Source organism: Syntrophorhabdaceae bacterium (assembly GCA_036504895.1).
In the GTDB taxonomy this organism is placed as follows: domain Bacteria; phylum Desulfobacterota; class Syntrophorhabdia; order Syntrophorhabdales; family Syntrophorhabdaceae; genus PNOM01.
The window spans coordinates 138930-154421 of record DASXUJ010000062.1; the positions used below are offsets into that span (position 1 = coordinate 138930).

Genomic DNA, 15492 nt, shown 5'->3' on the forward strand with positions numbered 1-15492 from the left:
TTCCTATGGCTCCCCTATCAGGTCCCTTACCGCATTGGTGAGACCTTCGTCGTGAAAACTGCTCTTGGTGAGGTAGTAATTCGCGCCTGCCTCAAGGCCTTTTATCCGGTCCTCTTCCCTGTCTTTGTAAGAGACGATGATGACGGGGAGGTTCTTAAAACGTGGGTCGCTCCTCATTCGTCTGATAAATTCAATCCCATTCATCCGGGGCATATCGATATCGGAGACCACCAGCTCGATTCCGGAGCCAACCTGGAGCAGATTCCACCCGTCCATCCCGTCGACCCCCACGGTAACGTCATAACCCCGATTCTCCAGGAGCCTTCTCTCGACCTCTCGGACCGTCAGGGAATCATCGACCACGAGAACCTGTTTCCTGCCCCCGTAAATCTTCTCACCTTTCTCCCTTACCCTCTTAAGTCTTCCGTGGGTGAGAAGGTTGTCGATCGACCGCACGAGATCGTCAACATCGAAGATGAGAGCGGGTGCTCCGTTCTCGAGGATTGCCCCTGCGCTGATATTGGGGATTTTGCCGAGACGGGTGTCGAGGGGGATAACGACAAGTTCTTTCTCTCCTACGAAACCGTCTACCACAAGGCCGTATCGGTTGAGACGGTCACTCACTACCACAATGCGAAGCTCGGACGAGACTTCACCGGGGGGTTGGGTCTCAAGGAGCTGATGGGCGTCCACAATGCCGAGATGCTGGTTTTCATAGGTATAAAACTGTTTATCCTCCAGAATCCGGAGGTCCTCTTTTCCTATCTGTAAGATGCGGTCGATGCGCGCCAGCGGTATGGCATAGGGCTCGCCCCCGATATTCACGACGAGCCCTCTCACGACCGACAGGGTGAGGGGGAGATGGAGGTGAAAGGCCATGCCTTTTCCCCAATCCGATTCCGCCCGGACCGATCCGCCTACCGCTTCCACCATGGACATGACCACATCGAGCCCCACGCCTCTGCCCGACACCTCGGTCACTTCCGACGCAGTGGAGAAACCGGGGAGAAAGAGAAAATCGAGAAGCTCGCCCTGGGTAAGGGTGGCAGCCATCTCCCGGGAGACGCGTCCATCCCGGATGATCTTTCCCCGGAGCTTTTCGATGTCGACCCCCCTTCCGTCATCGGCAACCATGATGTGGAGCGTTCCCGAGCTGTGGCGTGCCTCAAGGAGGAGGGATCCTTCCGGCGGCTTTGATGCGGCAAGCCTCTCTTCAGGCGTCTCCAGCCCGTGATCCACCGCATTCCTGAGCAGGTGGGTGAGGGGCGCTTCCAGTCTTTCGAGTATATCCCTGTCTACCCGCGTCGCCTCTCCTGTCACCCGAAAATTCACCTTTTTCCCAAGCTCCTTTGCGAGATCCCGTATCATGCGCGGGAATCCCGGGATTCCATCGGAAAAAGGCCTCATTCTTATGGCCAGTACCTCACTGTAGAGTTGATCGGCGAGCCGCTCGAGGCTTCGCGTGAAGGCATCGAATTTCTCCATATGATCGCCCATAAGATTACGGACGTGATCGAGGGTGGACAGGACCTCGCCCAATCTCTCCCTTAATCCTTTTGGCGCGGCCTTGCGCTGCATGGAGTGGAGTAATTCCTCGAGAGAGCTGGTAAGCTCCAAGTGCAGGTCCTTCACCGTAAGAAGAGACGAAGAGAAGGGCTTGGTCAAATTGGCCTGCACGAGACATTCTCCTGCAAGCCCCATAAGCCGGTTGAGGCTTTCCGAGACAACCCGCACCGATGTCTCCTCTACCCGTTCCTGCGGTCGCTCCTGTGGCTTTTCCATTACGGAAGCCGTGTGGGGGACCACATCTTCGGGAAGAGCAGTCAAGGTTCCGTCCGCTCCTGTCCTATTCGCCGCCGGGGCATCCGGGAAGGCGGCGACCGGCGTGGCCGGCGTCCCGCCTGATTGAGATTCCCGTATGATGCTGCTCAGCGCCTCGACCCGCGGCCCCTCGTGGGAAAGCCATTGCGGGATCTCCGACGCATTCAGGGATGAAAGGAGGGAGAGTATATCGTTGCCTTGCAGAAGAAGATCGATATGATGAGGAGAAAGGATGATTGCGCCTTTTTGCGCTGCCGAAAGCACGTCTTCCATGGCATGGGCAAGAGTAACCACGAGATCGAGCCCGACAATACGGGCTGCCCCTTTGATTGAGTGGGCCGCGCGCATGAGAGGCTCGATTCCCTCCGGGCTACCCTGATTCTCGACTTCCACAAGGCCCTTATCGAGGACTTTCGCATAATTTTCGGCCTCTATGCGGAAGAGATCGAGCATGGAGAGGTCCGCCATATCGAATGCGCCTGATTCGCTCACGAGAGGAGACTCCTTTTTAATGTCCGGCGCAACCCGTCCTCGTCCACAAGGCCTATTCTTCTCTCCTCGAGGTTGAAGATACCTTTGATCAGGCTGGTTGGTGATTTTGCCATGGTTGCGGGAGGCTCGCCCATCGCGCTCAGGCAAACCCGGTAAATCCCGAGCACCTCATCGACGGGAAATACATAACGCTCCGACTCGATCCTCACCACAAGCATGCGTTGGAATACCCGTTCCGCGGGTTGCCCTGCCTGACCTTCTATGGCATAATCGAGGAGGTCCGCCACCGACATGCACAGGAGCAGCTCCCCGTTCACGTTGACTACGCCTTTAAATATATTATTCGTACGCAGAGGTACATGATGGACCGGACGGATGGCCGCCGCCTCCTCGAGACAGACTGTTTTCAAGGCAAGCCATTCGCTATTCACCCGAAAGACGATGACCGAAAGGGTTTCTTCAATGTCGGCCCCTTTTATCCCCGCGATGTTTTTTGTCCATTCATCCAGAAAACCCTCCGGGATCTCCCTATCAAAAAGACGCCTCCCTGCCCGGTTATATTCTTCACAATTACGGCAATGGATGATATCGACAAGTTTGGGGCATGATAAATCCCCGGAAATCCCGATTTCCCGCCAACATCTTATTTCCCCGGACCCCTTCTCCCCGCTCATGGTTCCTTCCTTCGATTCTTCTCAGCGTCCTCAATCCTTCTCATACGCTGTCTGAAAATCTCCGCCCTTGCAGGGTCGCCTCTTTGTTCGCATAAAAGGGACATATGAAGGAGGGCATCGTAAAACATGGGGTCCAGATAAAGGGTCTTCAAAAAATAAGCCTCTGCTTCATCCGATTTTTTCTCGGCCTGGCTTATAAGACCCATGAGGCAGTATGCCTCTTTGTCGGCGCCGTTATCCCTCAAATATCTCGAGCAGAGCTCCCGCGCATCGGAAAGAGAACCGCGGTCCGCCAATCTGCGGATCCCATCGAGAGACGGGGCGAGGGATTTTTTCTCACCCACCGAAGCTTCGTCTTCCGGGGCCTTTTTGCGTTCCTCTGCCGCGAGAGGTTTCTTCACTCTTCTTCTCGTAAGGGTCCGCTCCTCATCTTTTTTTGCCGGCCCGGTCGGCCGCCCGCCGGGAACATCAGTCCGCGCCGCAGGTCCTTGTTTCACGCAGGCGAAGGACCTGGAAAAGGAGACTGCCTCAAAACCGTTCTGAAGAAAAGAGGCAAGCTCCGAGTGACCGGTAAAGAGGACGCCATCGGGCATGAGGATTCTGTTAAGACGGGCAAACAGCCTGCGCCGCGCCTCAGGATTGAGGTAGATGAGCAGGTTCTTGCAGAATATGATCCGGTAGGATTCTTCGTCGGCGAAAAAAGTCTTGCCCAGAATATTGTCCTGATGAAAAGTGACACGTTCCGCAATAAAGGGGATTACCTGAAGTCGTTCTCCTTTGGGGATGAAATACTTCTCTTCGTAGTACTTCGTCCCGCCCCTGAATGAAGTCCTGCCGTATTCCGCGGCTGCGGCAATGCGGAGCGCAGCTTTACTGATATCGACGGCATCTATGTGGAAATCGCCGGGGGTTACTCCCGCCTCATACAAGGTCATGGCGATGGAGAACGGCTCCTCGCCGGTGGAGCAGGGAGCGGACAGCACCCTGAGGGGCCCGGATGCTCCGGCGAGAATTTCGCCGGCATATTGCTTCAGAAATTTAAAAGATTCCCTATCCCGGAAAAACCAGGTTTCGGGGACTACGATCTTCTCGATGAAGCTCCCCATCTTTTCTTCGTTCGAGACAAGCTCTTTAAGGCACTCCGTCAAATCATCAGTTCCCAGCGCCCTCATCAGTGAATCGACTTCGTTCCTGATTACCCGCGAGCCCATCACCTCGGGGTCAAGCCCTATGGCGTCCGTCAGAAATCTTTCAGCCTCGCCATACCTGCTCACTCTTCTTCTCTCCCGGCGGCAAAGAGATATGCTTGCACATTCTCTGGAAGTATACGCTCCACCTCTACCCTCTGGACCATTCCATCTGACCTGTACATCGCATCTCCGAGAAAACGCGCCCCTTCGACCTCTATGCCCGGTGGCGTGAAATCTTCCGCCTTGCAAGATACCGTCTCTGTCGCCCGTTCGACCAGTAGGCCGAGAATATGGTGTTTTTTGTCCGCTCCCGTATAATCGACAAGGAGGATGCGCGTGCTGAGGAGAGGACGGCACGGCTCTTCATAAAGAAGGGCGGAGAGGTCTATCACGGGGACGATGGTTCCCCTGTAGTTGAAGAGTCCTGCCACATAAGGGGGTGCATGAGGAAGGAGATTAAACCGCACCATGGGCACTACTTCTATGACCCGGGAGACATCCATGCAGTAATGCTCACTTCTGATTTGAAAGAGAAGAAAAAGCATGTCCTCCTACGAGCTCACCCTGAACCTGGATACCTCATCCTGCAATCCTCCAACCGCCTCGTTGAGCTGCTCCGTCACCTTCTTGAACTCCACCAGAGAGTCACGGGTCTGCCGGGCCGTCTCATTGAGCTGGGACATGGCCTCGCTTATCTGGCCGGCACTATCCGACTGCATGTGCATACCCTGGTTTACGGCTTCGAGATGGGGCTGCAGCTCGCGGGTGTGAGCGATTACCCTTTCCAGGTCTCCGCTGATGTGAGAGATATTCCCCGTACTATCCCTCGTCTGTTCGGTATAGAGCTCCACTGCGCCTATGCCTTCCCTTACGGACGCCTGAGTCTCGGTGATCATCGATTCTATCTCGAGGGCGGCCACTGCCGTCTGGTCTGCGAGCCGCCTGATCTCACGGGCGACAACCGAAAATCCGATGCCGTATTCTCCCGCCTTCTCCGCCTCGATGGCCGCATTGAGCGAAAGGAGATTGATCTGGTTCGCCACTTTGGTGATCGCCGTGATCACCTGGCCTATATTGCCCATCTTCTCACTGATGGCGCCCAATTTTTCAGAGCTTTGTGAGGTGCTGTCGAGCAAGTTTTTCATGCTTGTCCTGATCTGGGAAAGCCCATCCATGCTCGACCCTGCCAGCTCGGCGGCAGTGGCGGCCATACGGGTGATATTGTTCATTCGTGATGCAAAATCCTGTGCGGTGGCCGATATTTCCGCGCTTGTCACGCTTACCTCGTTAATGGAAGCTGCCTGTTCTGCCACCGTTGCCTCGAGCTCTCTCGCCGAAGCGGCAATCTCAGCGGAGGACGAGGTGACCTGGACACCCGATTTCCTCACCTGTTGAAGCAAAGAATCGAGGTTGAGGGTCATGGCGCTTATTGCATAGAAGAGCTGATGGACCTCGTTCTTCCCGATGGACGGGGATGAATTGCCCGAATTGAGCGAGTGACCGTCCTGGCCTGCGGCCCAAAGGCTCTCCCTCGCCTGCTGAAGGTTCCCCCCGGCGACCTCTCCCGCGATCTGCGCCACTCTTCCGAGTGGCCTCGAGATACCTCGGGATATAAGAAGGACTATGGTCACCGCAAATCCCAGGGCAAGAATACTGAGCGACAGGGCGCCTGCCGCCTTAGTTCGAAAACTCGATATCCTTTTGTTCAGGAGGATCTTAAGCTCCCCCATGGCCGTCTGTCGCAATGCGGAACCGGCATCCACAACTTTTTGCGAAGGCTCGAGGAAATCGGATACGGTCATGGTGTAACCGGGATCGCTCGTGAGCAGTTTGCCTATTACCAGGAATTCCAGCAATGAGGATTCATACCGGGAGAGGGCGGGGGCGATGTTCTTCTGCAGGGTCGGGCTCCCTCCGTAAAAATCCCTGTCTTCGCTGAAAACCGTTGCCATGCTCTGGCGGATGCGCTCCAGATCGTTTTCGAGAAATGCGGAGTATACTGCGAGCTTGTTCACGTCGTCCTTTGACCTGAAGCCTTTATAAAGAAGGGATTCAATGTAAAGGATGAAATTGGTCAGCCGCTCCTGGGTTTTGGGAAGAACCGAGAGGGTGACATCCACCAGATAGGTGGTCTCCAGGTCCGGGTCAAGGACCATATTCGACGTGTCGCCGACCCGCTTGATCAGGGCAAGGACGGGTTGAATCACGGTTTCATGCCAGCCGTCATTTTGAACCGTGTTATCAAATTTTTTCCAGGTCGCATTCAGCTCCTGCCAATTCTTGTAAATACGGGTGTAATGGGATTCCGTCATGTTGGCGGATTTGAGCCACCCTTCGCTGATTTTGAGAAGCCCTTCCTGTTCTCTGGCCACCTTGATAAGTTCCGTGAAAGCGCTGTCTACGGCCTTGCCGTTTGTGACGATCTTCTGTTCCAGATCCTTGTTGCCTTCCAGATAGAGACGGACCAGGAGCTGATGCTCCGAAATGAGCTCTGCAATTTTTTGCAGTGGCTCTACCACCTTAAGGCCCTGCATCTCCTGCCGGGAAAATTTGATATTGTGGTTAAAACCGGCGACCATGAAATAGAGAAGGACGAGGATGGGCACGGCAAAGACGAGGCTGCTGATCAGAATTTTATGCGAAATCCTGAGACCTCTTAAATATTTTCTCATATAGACCCGTGACTCAGCTTGAACCGTGACACTTCGGCGCGGAGGACCTGAACTGCAGAGTTCAACTGCTCAGTGACCTCCTTGAATTCCGAAAGTGATTCCTTGGTGTGCTCCGCCATAGCGGAAAGCTGGGTCATTGCCTCGCTGATCTGCTGTGCCCCCTCGACCTGATAGTGCATGGTGGCGGTCACATTCTCGAATTGGGGACTGATCGCCTTTACCTGGTCGATGATCTTGCCGAGCTGATCGCTTATGCTCGAAGTTTCTTCTACCCCCCGGCGTACACCCTCCGCGAACTTGTCCATCTCCATAACGCCCGATGTAACGGACGACTGCATCTCCCTGACCATATATTCGATGTCTTTCGTTGCAATGGCGGTTTGGTCGGAAAGATGGGTAATCTCCCTCGCCACCACTGAGAAGCCTTTCCCGTATTCTCCGGCTTTCTCTGCCTCGATGGCTGCGTTCAGGGAAAGGAGGTTCGTCTGGTCCGAAATCTTGTTGATTGTCGTCACGATGCCGGAGATCTTGTTTGCCTTGTCGTTTATCACTCCCAGTTTTGTGGAGATATATCCGGTGGCCTGAATGAAATCACGCATGGATAGCTCCATGCGCCTCAGCTTTTCCCGGCCCGATTCTGCGGTGGAAGCGCTTTCGGCCACTGCATCGCCCACGCCCTCCATCGTCTTTGCGAGGGATTCCGAAGTATTCGATATCTCTTTCGTGGTCGCGGTGACCTCCTTGATCGAAGCGGCCTGCTGCCCCACCGTAGCCTCAAGCTCCCTGGCGGAAGCGGCTATCTCCGTGGTGGATGAAGTAACCTGCATACCCGAAAGCTGCACTTTCCCGATGAGCGAATCGAGGCTCGACCGCATGTTGTGAAGGGCCCTCAATAGTTGGCTTGTTTCATTCGTGCCTTGCCCGTAATCTTCCTCTCTCGGCCCTTCCGTTTCCAGTCTGAGATCTCCCTCGGACATCCTCTTAAGCCTTTCCCGAACGGCGGCGAGAGGTGTGGTAATGCTCCTCGCGACGAGGGCGGAGACTGCGACGATCGCGCAAAAGACCAGAAGCACCAGGAGCGCCTCCCTTAACGCCTTATTCCACAGGGCGGTATCGATATCGTAGGTATAGATGCCCGAGCCGATCACCCAGCCCCAGGGCTCGAAACCTTTGACGTATGCTACTTTGGGGGCTAAGACCTCCGAATTGGGTTTCTTCCATACATAAGGGACAAAACCTGCTTTCTGAGATTTTACCTTGTCGACGAAGGCGATGACTATGGCCTTTACGTCACCGGGGAGATTGGTTGCATCTTTTCCTTCCAGCTCAAAAAAGGGGTGGGAGAGCATGGTGTGGTTCATATCGTTGATCCAGAAATACTCATTTCCGTCATAACGTAAAGACCTCACCACGGACCTGGCCCGAAGCTTCGCCTCCTCTTCGGTCAGCTTTCCCAGCTTCGCTTCGTTGTAATAATATTGGACCATATCATACGCGGTTTCGACGACGCTCTTGGTTCTCATCTTCTTTTCTTCGAAGAGATCGTTCTTGAGGGAACCGAGAAATATCGCTTCGGTCAGGACCAGCCCCACGAGCGATATGCCCACGATGATCCAGAGCTTCTGTTTTATCTTCAGTTTTCCGGCGAGACCGCTCATATTTTACCCCCTCATGAATCGTGACTATATTAACACAAATATTCAAAAAACTGTCAATCCTTATAGGAATGGGGGGTTTACGAAAGAGTACCGGCAGGCATGCGTTCAGGTCCGGCCGGGGGCCTAGACATCGAGGACCACGGTTGCCTTCCATCCTTCATCGGTTTTTGTAATTTCAAACATATGAAGGGTAACCGCCTTCACATCGACTTTGAAGGCATGTTTTTCGGGGTCCATACGTTCCCCTGACAGGACGGCCTCAAGAACGAGAGGGCCTTCTTTATCGAAGATGGTGATGTGACGGGGGCGCAGCAAAAGCTGCTCCGAGTCTTTGAAAAAAATAAATTCTTCAAGAAAATCGAGAAGGAGAAGATCGAGTGTATCGTTGGTAAGGCGCACGTTCCGTACCTCGCCCTCCCCAATTGTCCCCAGGTCGTCGACCATTACGCTCATCACCGCATCCGCGGCGGCGGCGAACAAGGCTTCGCGCGTTTCCCCCGTGGCTTCAAATGCCGTATCGGCAATGGCTATGTCGGGAAGATTCCGGTACGGCACGTCACCTACCCCTTGATGTTTCCTATCGGCATCAATCGCACTACCCTGCTGCTGAGACCGGCGAGCTCGGTAGCCTCTGCGACCTCATCGATGTCCTTATAGGCCCCACCCGCTTCTTCCGCCAGACCCGCCATAGAGCTCGAGCGGACATAGATTCCCCGTTCCTCCATGGCTCTCTGGAGAGTCCTCCCCTGGACCAACTTCTTTGCCTGATGCCTGCTCATCCTTCTCCCGCTGCCGTGGGCGGTCGAATAAAAGGCCTCATTGCCTGAGATCATGCCTGCAAGGAGGTAAGAGCCCGTCTCCATGCTCCCACCAATGATCACGGGCTGACCCGTCTGCCGGTACTTCTCGGGGATCCCTTCCATTCCCGGCCCGAAGGCTCTCGTGGAGCCTTTTCTGTGCACCACCACATCGCGCTGCCTTCCGTTTACCAGATGGCGCTCCATTTTGGCCGTATTGTGAGCCACGTCGTATACCATGTGCATTCCCAAATCACGCGGGTCGCGGTCAAACACTTCCGAAAATACCTCCCGCACCCGGTGGAGAATCATCTGCCGGTTCGCATAGGCCATGTTCGCCGCGCATTTCGTCGCGGCAAAATAATCCTGCCCTTCCGGGGAAAGGAACGGGGCTGAAGCCAGCTCCCGGTCCCTTAGATGGATACCATATTTCTTTTCAGCCACACTGAGAAATATTTTGAGATAATCGGAGGCAACCTGATGACCGAATCCACGGCTCCCGCAGTGGAACATAAGGACCACCTGGTTCGGGATGGTAAACCCCATGAGGCGCGCCTTCTCCGGGTCGAATATATTTTCAGGTTTCGCCACCTGGATCTCGCAGTAATGGTTGCCTGAACCGAGAGTGCCCAACTGGTCGGTCCCCCGTTCCACCGCCCTGTCGCTTATCTTTGCGGGGTCCGCGCCTTTGAGGCAGCCGTTCTCTTCAGTCATCTCCAGATCCTCGGGCCAGGCGCAGCCCCTTTTGTAACACCACTGGGCGCCGGAACTCAGGATTTCATCAAATTCTTTCCGCGAGAGTTTGACGAACCCCTTGCTGCCCACTCCCGCAGGCACTTTGTGGAATAGCCTGTCTACCAGTGTCTTGAGGCGGGGCTTGACCTCGTCGAATGTGAGGTTCGTACGGACAAGCCTCATTCCGCAGTTTATATCGAATCCGATTCCCCCCGGTGAGATTACGCCTTTTTCAGGATCAAAAGCAGCCACGCCGCCTATGGGAAAACCGTATCCCCAGTGTCCATCGGGCATACAGCAGGCATGTCCGATAATCCCGGGGAGACAGGCAACATTCGTGATTTGGTCGAAGACCCCGTCGTCCATGGCATTAATGATCTGCTCGGTGCCATAAATACGTGCGGGCACATGCATACCGGGCTTATATGTAACGGGGATCTCCCAGAGAGTGGGGGAGCGTCTTGTAAGAACTTCCGGCCTTGCCATTTCCTTTACCTTAGGGAAAGGTTTAATCATCCTCCTGGATTTTGGCAATCGGGGAAATGTGGGACCCAAAAGACGAATGACGTGATTTTCCTGAAAAATGAAATCTAACCTGCGGCGAGGGCTGAATCTTATCCTTCGCGCCATTCCCCGACGAAAACCATCCCTTCCGCCACCTCTGATGCCTTTTCTCTATCGAAAAGGTATTCCACGAGGGTAAGAGAAAATTCCACCGCCACACCCGCACCGCGGCCGGTAATCACATTTCCGTCGACTGCCACCGCACCTGAAATAACCTCGGCATTCGTGATGAGATGTCTGAATTCGGGATGACAGGCGACGCGACGGCCGTCAATAAGACCGTGATGATGGAGCACTATGGCAGGGGCAGCACAGAGGGCGCCATAGAGTTTTTCCTCCTCGGCCTGTTGCTTCAAAAGGTGAATTACCGCCTTCGAGTCACGAAGATGCTCTGAACCGGGCATCCCGCCGGGAAGTACCACGAGGTCATAGGCATCATTGACGCATTCCGCGACCAGACGGTCGGCCATCAATTTTACGCCCCTGGAGCCGACTATCTGAAGTCCGCTCACGGATGCGACCGTTACCTGCGCCCCTGCCCTCCTCAGCACATCGATGATGCAGACCGCTTCCAGTTCTTCACTGCCGTCGGCTATAGGTACTATAACGGCCCTATCCAATGGTACCTCCTCATGCCTGCCGCCTCTTCCCTTTCATCGAAATGGGGAGGAAAGCTGTCAACCGGAGAAGTTCGCCTTCACCCATCCCGAATTAAGAGCCACATGCGCTGCCCCCAGCAGCGCCGTCATAATACCGCCTGCAACATGTACCACTTCAAAAGCCTCCGTTCCTATGTATCCTCCGAATACTGCGGTGATCACCTGATTGAGAAGGGTGAAAAAGAGCACACCATTTACGATTTTCAACAGTCGAATTCTCTTCATCCATGTCGCTCCGCCGGCTCGAAGCCCTGTTTTTCACACATTAAGCCCTCCCTGAGCCGGATGCAAGGGCAGCAGTCGTGACGGACCTCCCGGATTGGGTGAGAAAATAGTACCATCAGGTTATTATCCCATGGCCTTAAGAGCGCACTTTAAACTGGGCGATCATCTGTTCAAGGGCCTCTGCTACCTGGGCTACCCGAATCGCGGCGGGGCCCGTCTCATGAATTGTCCTGGACGTTTCACTCATAACCGCCGATACCTTCTGTATATTACCGGCCGTCTGGCTCGTGGTCGCAGTCTCCTGTTCGACCGCCACGGCAATTTGATTGATCTGAGTATCGACCGTATTCATTTGACCCACGATAGTACGGAGAAATTCTCTGGATTGGTTGGCCTTTTCAGTGCCCACCTCCACCTCCCTCACGCTCTCGTCAATAGAGATGACGATACTGTGAGTCTCGAGCTGCATCGCCTCGATGGTCCGTGCGATCTCCCCTGTGGCCACCGTGGTGCGCTCCGCCAGCTTACGCACCTCATCCGCCACCACGGCAAAGCCCCTTCCGTGCTCGCCCGCCCGGGCCGCTTCGATGGCCGCATTGAGGGCAAGCAGGTTGGTCTGATCCGCAATGTCGTTTATAAATCCCACCACCTGTCCGACCTGGTCCGATTTTGCCCCCAGGGTCTGCACAAAATGGGCGAGACCCTTCACTTTTTCGGCGATATTCTTCATCACTTCCACTGTTTCTTCTATGATGGTGCCACCCGCATGTATCGCCTGATTGGAGTGCTTCGAACTGTCCGCAGCCAGCGTGCAGTTACGGGCGATCTCCGAAGATGTCGACGAGAGCTCTTCGGAAGCAACGGCAATTGAGTTGACCTGCGAGGAGATCTCCTCAAAAGCCGATACCATCTGCTCGATCGTGGCCCGCATTTTTGCGGACGCCGAAGACATCTCATCGCTGTCCTCGGCAACATGCTTCATTATACGCCGGAGGTTATCGATAAACCCGTTGAACTGGCGGCCAATTTCGCCCAGCTCGTCACGGGATTCCACCTCCACCTGTTTGGTGAGGTCTCCCCTGGTCACCTGCCCGATAGCTTCTACCGTCTTCTTCAGGCCAGCCGTAATAGTACCGGCCAGGCCGAAGCTGGCAGCAAGGGAGGCAACGGTCGCGACACCGATCAGCGAAAACTGCACTACCGGCGGGTAAGCGGCGTAGATCGCCCATGCAAGCACCAGAAGAAAAAATATAAAGACGCACGGCGCAATCAGTAGTTTCTGAGATATCCGCAAATCGGCAAAAATCTGTTTCACGATGCCCTCCCCTATTGAGGTGATTCCCCCAAATAATTCAGATCAAGGTCATTCCACCCCTGAAGGGCGGCTGTCCTTATCTTACGCTATTGTAGCCGACGCCGGGGTATTTCGGGTCCATCTTTGCACCCGGGCGGTATCTAATTTGTTTATCGGTATTCTCGGAAAAGCCTTAAATGATTATGCCCTTTTCAACTTTATTTTTCTCAATTTGGGATAAATCGAGTTGTTTCATAATGACAACGCCTGCGCTCTTCATCTCCTCGATGGCTGCGGCAGCGGTATCCGACGCGATCCCCCTGGAAAGGCTTTCTATTACGATAGTGGAAAAACCCCTTTTTCTGCCGTCGAGGGCGGTATATTTCACACAGTAATCGATAGCAACCCCGAAGATTACGATTTTCTCTACCTTTTTGGAACGGAGCAGGCTTTCGAGCGCGGTCTCATTACCACCCTCATCCTGAAAGGCTGAATAGCTATCGAACCGGGAATCGGCACCTTTTTTCACTATTTCATGAAAGAGGCCGTTGTCGATAAGAATCGCGGCCTTTTCCGTGGCCTGCACGCAATGGGGGGGCCAGAGCATCTGTCTTCTTCCGTCGACCTCCACCGTATCTCCCGCTTTTTTTCCTTTATGAGACGTGAAGAAGGAGACATGGTCCGGAGGATGCCAGTCCTGGGAGCCGAAAACAAGGAACCCCGCCGTCTTCAGGAGACGCGCCGCCGCCTCGACCTCATCGATATAGTTCTTGCCCGTCCCCGGCACCGCAAGAGATCCGGCGGCAAATTGGGTAAAATCCCCCTGCATGTCAATGACGAGGGCCGCGATGCCCTTTCCTTTCTCTCTTTCCCTGCTGTTCATCGATCTCTCCTTTTCCTGGAAGCAACGAAGGTGCAATCCCCCGGGCACCCCTATGGGGTTTAACAAATCTGCTGAGACGAACACGAAAGCACCTGAAAAGCCCGGCTCTTATCGCGGAATACGGTGGTCCCTTTAAGGCCGCTCCGAAAGGCCTGCTCGTATATCGCTATAATCGCATCAGGCGTCGCGGATGCGGGGAGATTGATGGTTTTCGAAACCGCGTTATCCACATGTCTCTGGAATACCCCCTGGATCCTGAGATGGATGAGCGGCGGGATCTGGTGGGCAGTACGGAAAAGTTCATCCGGCGGTTTTGCATACCGGGAGTCCTCCCTCATCTCCTCATAGAGAGGATCTCTTATCTCGAGCTCGACGTCTCCAAGAAGACGGCGCGTGTACCGGATGTCGTATACAGGCTCTATACCTCCCGAACAACCCGCAATAATGCTCAAGGTCCCTGTGGGCGCCACGGTGGTAGTGGTGGCGTTGCGCTGGGGCATGTTTTTCCTGTCCCACGTGCTTCCTTTATAATTAGGGAAGACCCCCCGCTCCTCGGCAAGGCGGGCCGATGCGGTTTTCGATTCCTTCTGGATAAAGCTCATGACCTCTTCTCCCGCCTTCTCCGCCGAAGGGGAATCATACGGGATGCCCAGGCGTATGAGCATGTGGGCGAACCCCATAACGCCCAGCCCTATCTTGCGGTTGCCCCTCGTCACTTTATCTATGCCGCCGATGGGATACCTGCCCATTTCGATTACATTATCCAGAAATCTCACCCCAAGGTGAACGAGGTCTCCCAGCCTTTTCCAGTCTATCGTCCCCTTCAGCGCAATTTTCGAGAGGTTGATGGAGCCGAGACAGCACGATTCATAGGGGAGAAGGGGTTGCTCTCCGCACGGGTTCGTCGCTTCTATGTCTCCCATGTGGGGAGTCGGATTGGCCCTGTTAATGGTGTCAATGAAAAGGACCCCCGGTTCTCCTGATATCCAGGCTGATTCAGCGATTAGTCTGAAGAGGTCGCGGGCTTTCAGCCTCTTCGTTGTCTGCTTCGTTCTCGGGTTAAGAAGGGCAAAATCCTCTCCTCCCGCATAAGCTTTCATAAATTCATCCGTAACCGCAACCGAGAGGTTGAAGTTGGTGAGCTCATGAGGGTCTCTCTTTATGGTTATGAATTCCTCTATATCAGGGTGGTCGATCCTGAGGACGCCCATATTCGCCCCCCTGCGGGTACCGCCCTGCTTAATCACTTCGGTGGCAACATTGATAACTCTAATGAAGGATACGGGACCGCTCGCCTCGCCCATGGTGGAAAATACCCTGTCATTCTTGGGCCTGAGTCTCGAGAAGGAAAACCCGGTGCCCCCGCCTGTTCTATGCACCATGGCTGTCTCTTTTACTACGTCGAATATGGATTCCAAAGAGTCAAAGACAGGCAAGACAAAGCAGGCCGCCAATTGGCCCAGTTCCCTGCCCGCATTCATGAGGGTCGGGGAATTAGGCAGGAACTCGAGATTGGAAAGCATCGTATAAAATTCCTCTTCCCTCTCGGCTTTCCGGGCAGAATCAAATTCGTCCTCGCCCCCGGCAATATGGCGTGCCACCCGCCTGAACATATCAAGCGGCGTTTCGATGACCGATCCTGATTCATCCCTGAGGAGGTACCTCTTCCTCAAGACGAGGATCGCGCTCTGATCCATCTTTTCTTCCCTAACCGTGATGCCCGACTGAGTCTTCTCTAGCCCCATTGATATCCTTTTCATATGAAAAAAAATAATCTGAGAAAAATTAACTATTTCCGATCCCCCTGTCAACCGGTCATCGGGAGCCC

General features: G+C 54.4%; 13 protein-coding genes. All 13 read right to left on the bottom strand.

Annotated features, from left to right (window positions below):
- Positions 1-3: 3 nt before the first annotated feature.
- The 13 genes from VGJ94_08295 to VGJ94_08355 all read right to left on the bottom strand — a co-directional run bounded on the left by VGJ94_08295 (position 4) and on the right by VGJ94_08355 (position 15409).
- Complete coding sequence (locus VGJ94_08295) at positions 4-2313, bottom strand: hybrid sensor histidine kinase/response regulator (protein HEY3276606.1); 2310 nt, start codon at positions 2311-2313, stop codon at positions 4-6.
- Positions 2310-2987: a chemotaxis protein CheW gene (locus VGJ94_08300; GenBank protein ID HEY3276607.1), complete on the bottom strand. Its 678-nt coding sequence runs from the start codon at positions 2985-2987 to the stop codon at positions 2310-2312. Before VGJ94_08300 ends, VGJ94_08295 begins: the two co-directional genes overlap by 4 nt.
- Positions 2984-4261, bottom strand: a complete 1278-nt coding sequence (locus VGJ94_08305; protein HEY3276608.1) for a CheR family methyltransferase — start codon at positions 4259-4261, stop codon at positions 2984-2986. The genes VGJ94_08300 and VGJ94_08305 overlap by 4 nt, the downstream gene beginning before the upstream one ends.
- Positions 4258-4722, bottom strand: coding sequence for a chemotaxis protein CheW (locus VGJ94_08310; protein HEY3276609.1), 465 nt, complete (start codon positions 4720-4722; stop codon positions 4258-4260). Before VGJ94_08310 ends, VGJ94_08305 begins: the two co-directional genes overlap by 4 nt.
- 6 nt (positions 4723-4728) lie before the next feature.
- Entirely contained in the window at positions 4729-6849 is a 2121-nt protein-coding gene (locus VGJ94_08315) for a methyl-accepting chemotaxis protein (GenBank protein HEY3276610.1), read from the bottom strand.
- Entirely contained in the window at positions 6846-8507 is a 1662-nt protein-coding gene (locus VGJ94_08320; GenBank protein HEY3276611.1) for a methyl-accepting chemotaxis protein, read from the bottom strand. The genes VGJ94_08315 and VGJ94_08320 overlap by 4 nt, the downstream gene beginning before the upstream one ends.
- A 123-nt stretch (positions 8508-8630) precedes the next feature.
- Entirely contained in the window at positions 8631-9062 is a 432-nt protein-coding gene (locus tag VGJ94_08325; GenBank protein HEY3276612.1) for an archease, read from the bottom strand.
- Positions 9063-9067: 5 nt separating this feature from the next.
- Positions 9068-10555 carry an RtcB family protein gene (locus VGJ94_08330; GenBank protein HEY3276613.1) on the bottom strand — a complete coding sequence of 496 codons (1488 nt, stop codon included), beginning with the start codon at positions 10553-10555 and terminating at the stop codon, positions 9068-9070.
- Between the two features lie 98 nt (positions 10556-10653).
- Complete coding sequence (locus VGJ94_08335; protein HEY3276614.1) at positions 10654-11223, bottom strand: DJ-1 family glyoxalase III; 570 nt, start codon at positions 11221-11223, stop codon at positions 10654-10656.
- A gap of 57 nt (positions 11224-11280) precedes the next feature.
- Positions 11281-11487 (bottom strand): hypothetical protein, encoded by a 207-nt coding sequence (locus tag VGJ94_08340; protein HEY3276615.1) that lies wholly within the window; start codon positions 11485-11487, stop codon positions 11281-11283.
- A 136-nt stretch (positions 11488-11623) separates the two neighbouring features.
- The gene (locus tag VGJ94_08345; GenBank protein ID HEY3276616.1) at positions 11624-12802 is read right to left on the bottom strand and encodes a methyl-accepting chemotaxis protein; all 1179 of its coding nucleotides are present in this window, start codon (positions 12800-12802) and stop codon (positions 11624-11626) included.
- A 172-nt stretch (positions 12803-12974) separates the two neighbouring features.
- Entirely contained in the window at positions 12975-13664 is a 690-nt protein-coding gene (locus VGJ94_08350; GenBank protein HEY3276617.1) for an isochorismatase family protein, read from the bottom strand.
- A gap of 59 nt (positions 13665-13723) precedes the next feature.
- On the bottom strand, positions 13724-15409 hold the full coding sequence (locus VGJ94_08355) for an adenosylcobalamin-dependent ribonucleoside-diphosphate reductase (GenBank protein ID HEY3276618.1): 1686 nt from the start codon (positions 15407-15409) through the stop codon (positions 13724-13726).
- Positions 15410-15492: the final 83 nt, after the last annotated feature.

Excerpts from the sequence above, each read along its gene's own strand:
- VGJ94_08315 (HEY3276610.1), bottom strand. The coding sequence starts at position 6,849 with ATGAGAAAATATTTAAGAGGTCTCAGGATTTCGCATAAAATTCTGATC.
- VGJ94_08300 (HEY3276607.1), bottom strand. The coding sequence starts at position 2,987 with ATGAGCGGGGAGAAGGGGTCCGGGGAAATAAGATGTTGGCGGGAAATC.
- VGJ94_08310 (HEY3276609.1), bottom strand. The coding sequence starts at position 4,722 with ATGCTTTTTCTTCTCTTTCAAATCAGAAGTGAGCATTACTGCATGGAT.
- VGJ94_08320 (HEY3276611.1), bottom strand. The coding sequence starts at position 8,507 with ATGAGCGGTCTCGCCGGAAAACTGAAGATAAAACAGAAGCTCTGGATC.
- VGJ94_08350 (HEY3276617.1), bottom strand. The coding sequence starts at position 13,664 with ATGAACAGCAGGGAAAGAGAGAAAGGAAAGGGCATCGCGGCCCTCGTC.
- VGJ94_08355 (HEY3276618.1), bottom strand. The coding sequence starts at position 15,409 with ATGGGGCTAGAGAAGACTCAGTCGGGCATCACGGTTAGGGAAGAAAAG.
- VGJ94_08330 (HEY3276613.1), bottom strand. The coding sequence starts at position 10,555 with ATGATTAAACCTTTCCCTAAGGTAAAGGAAATGGCAAGGCCGGAAGTT.
- VGJ94_08340 (HEY3276615.1), bottom strand. The coding sequence starts at position 11,487 with ATGAAGAGAATTCGACTGTTGAAAATCGTAAATGGTGTGCTCTTTTTC.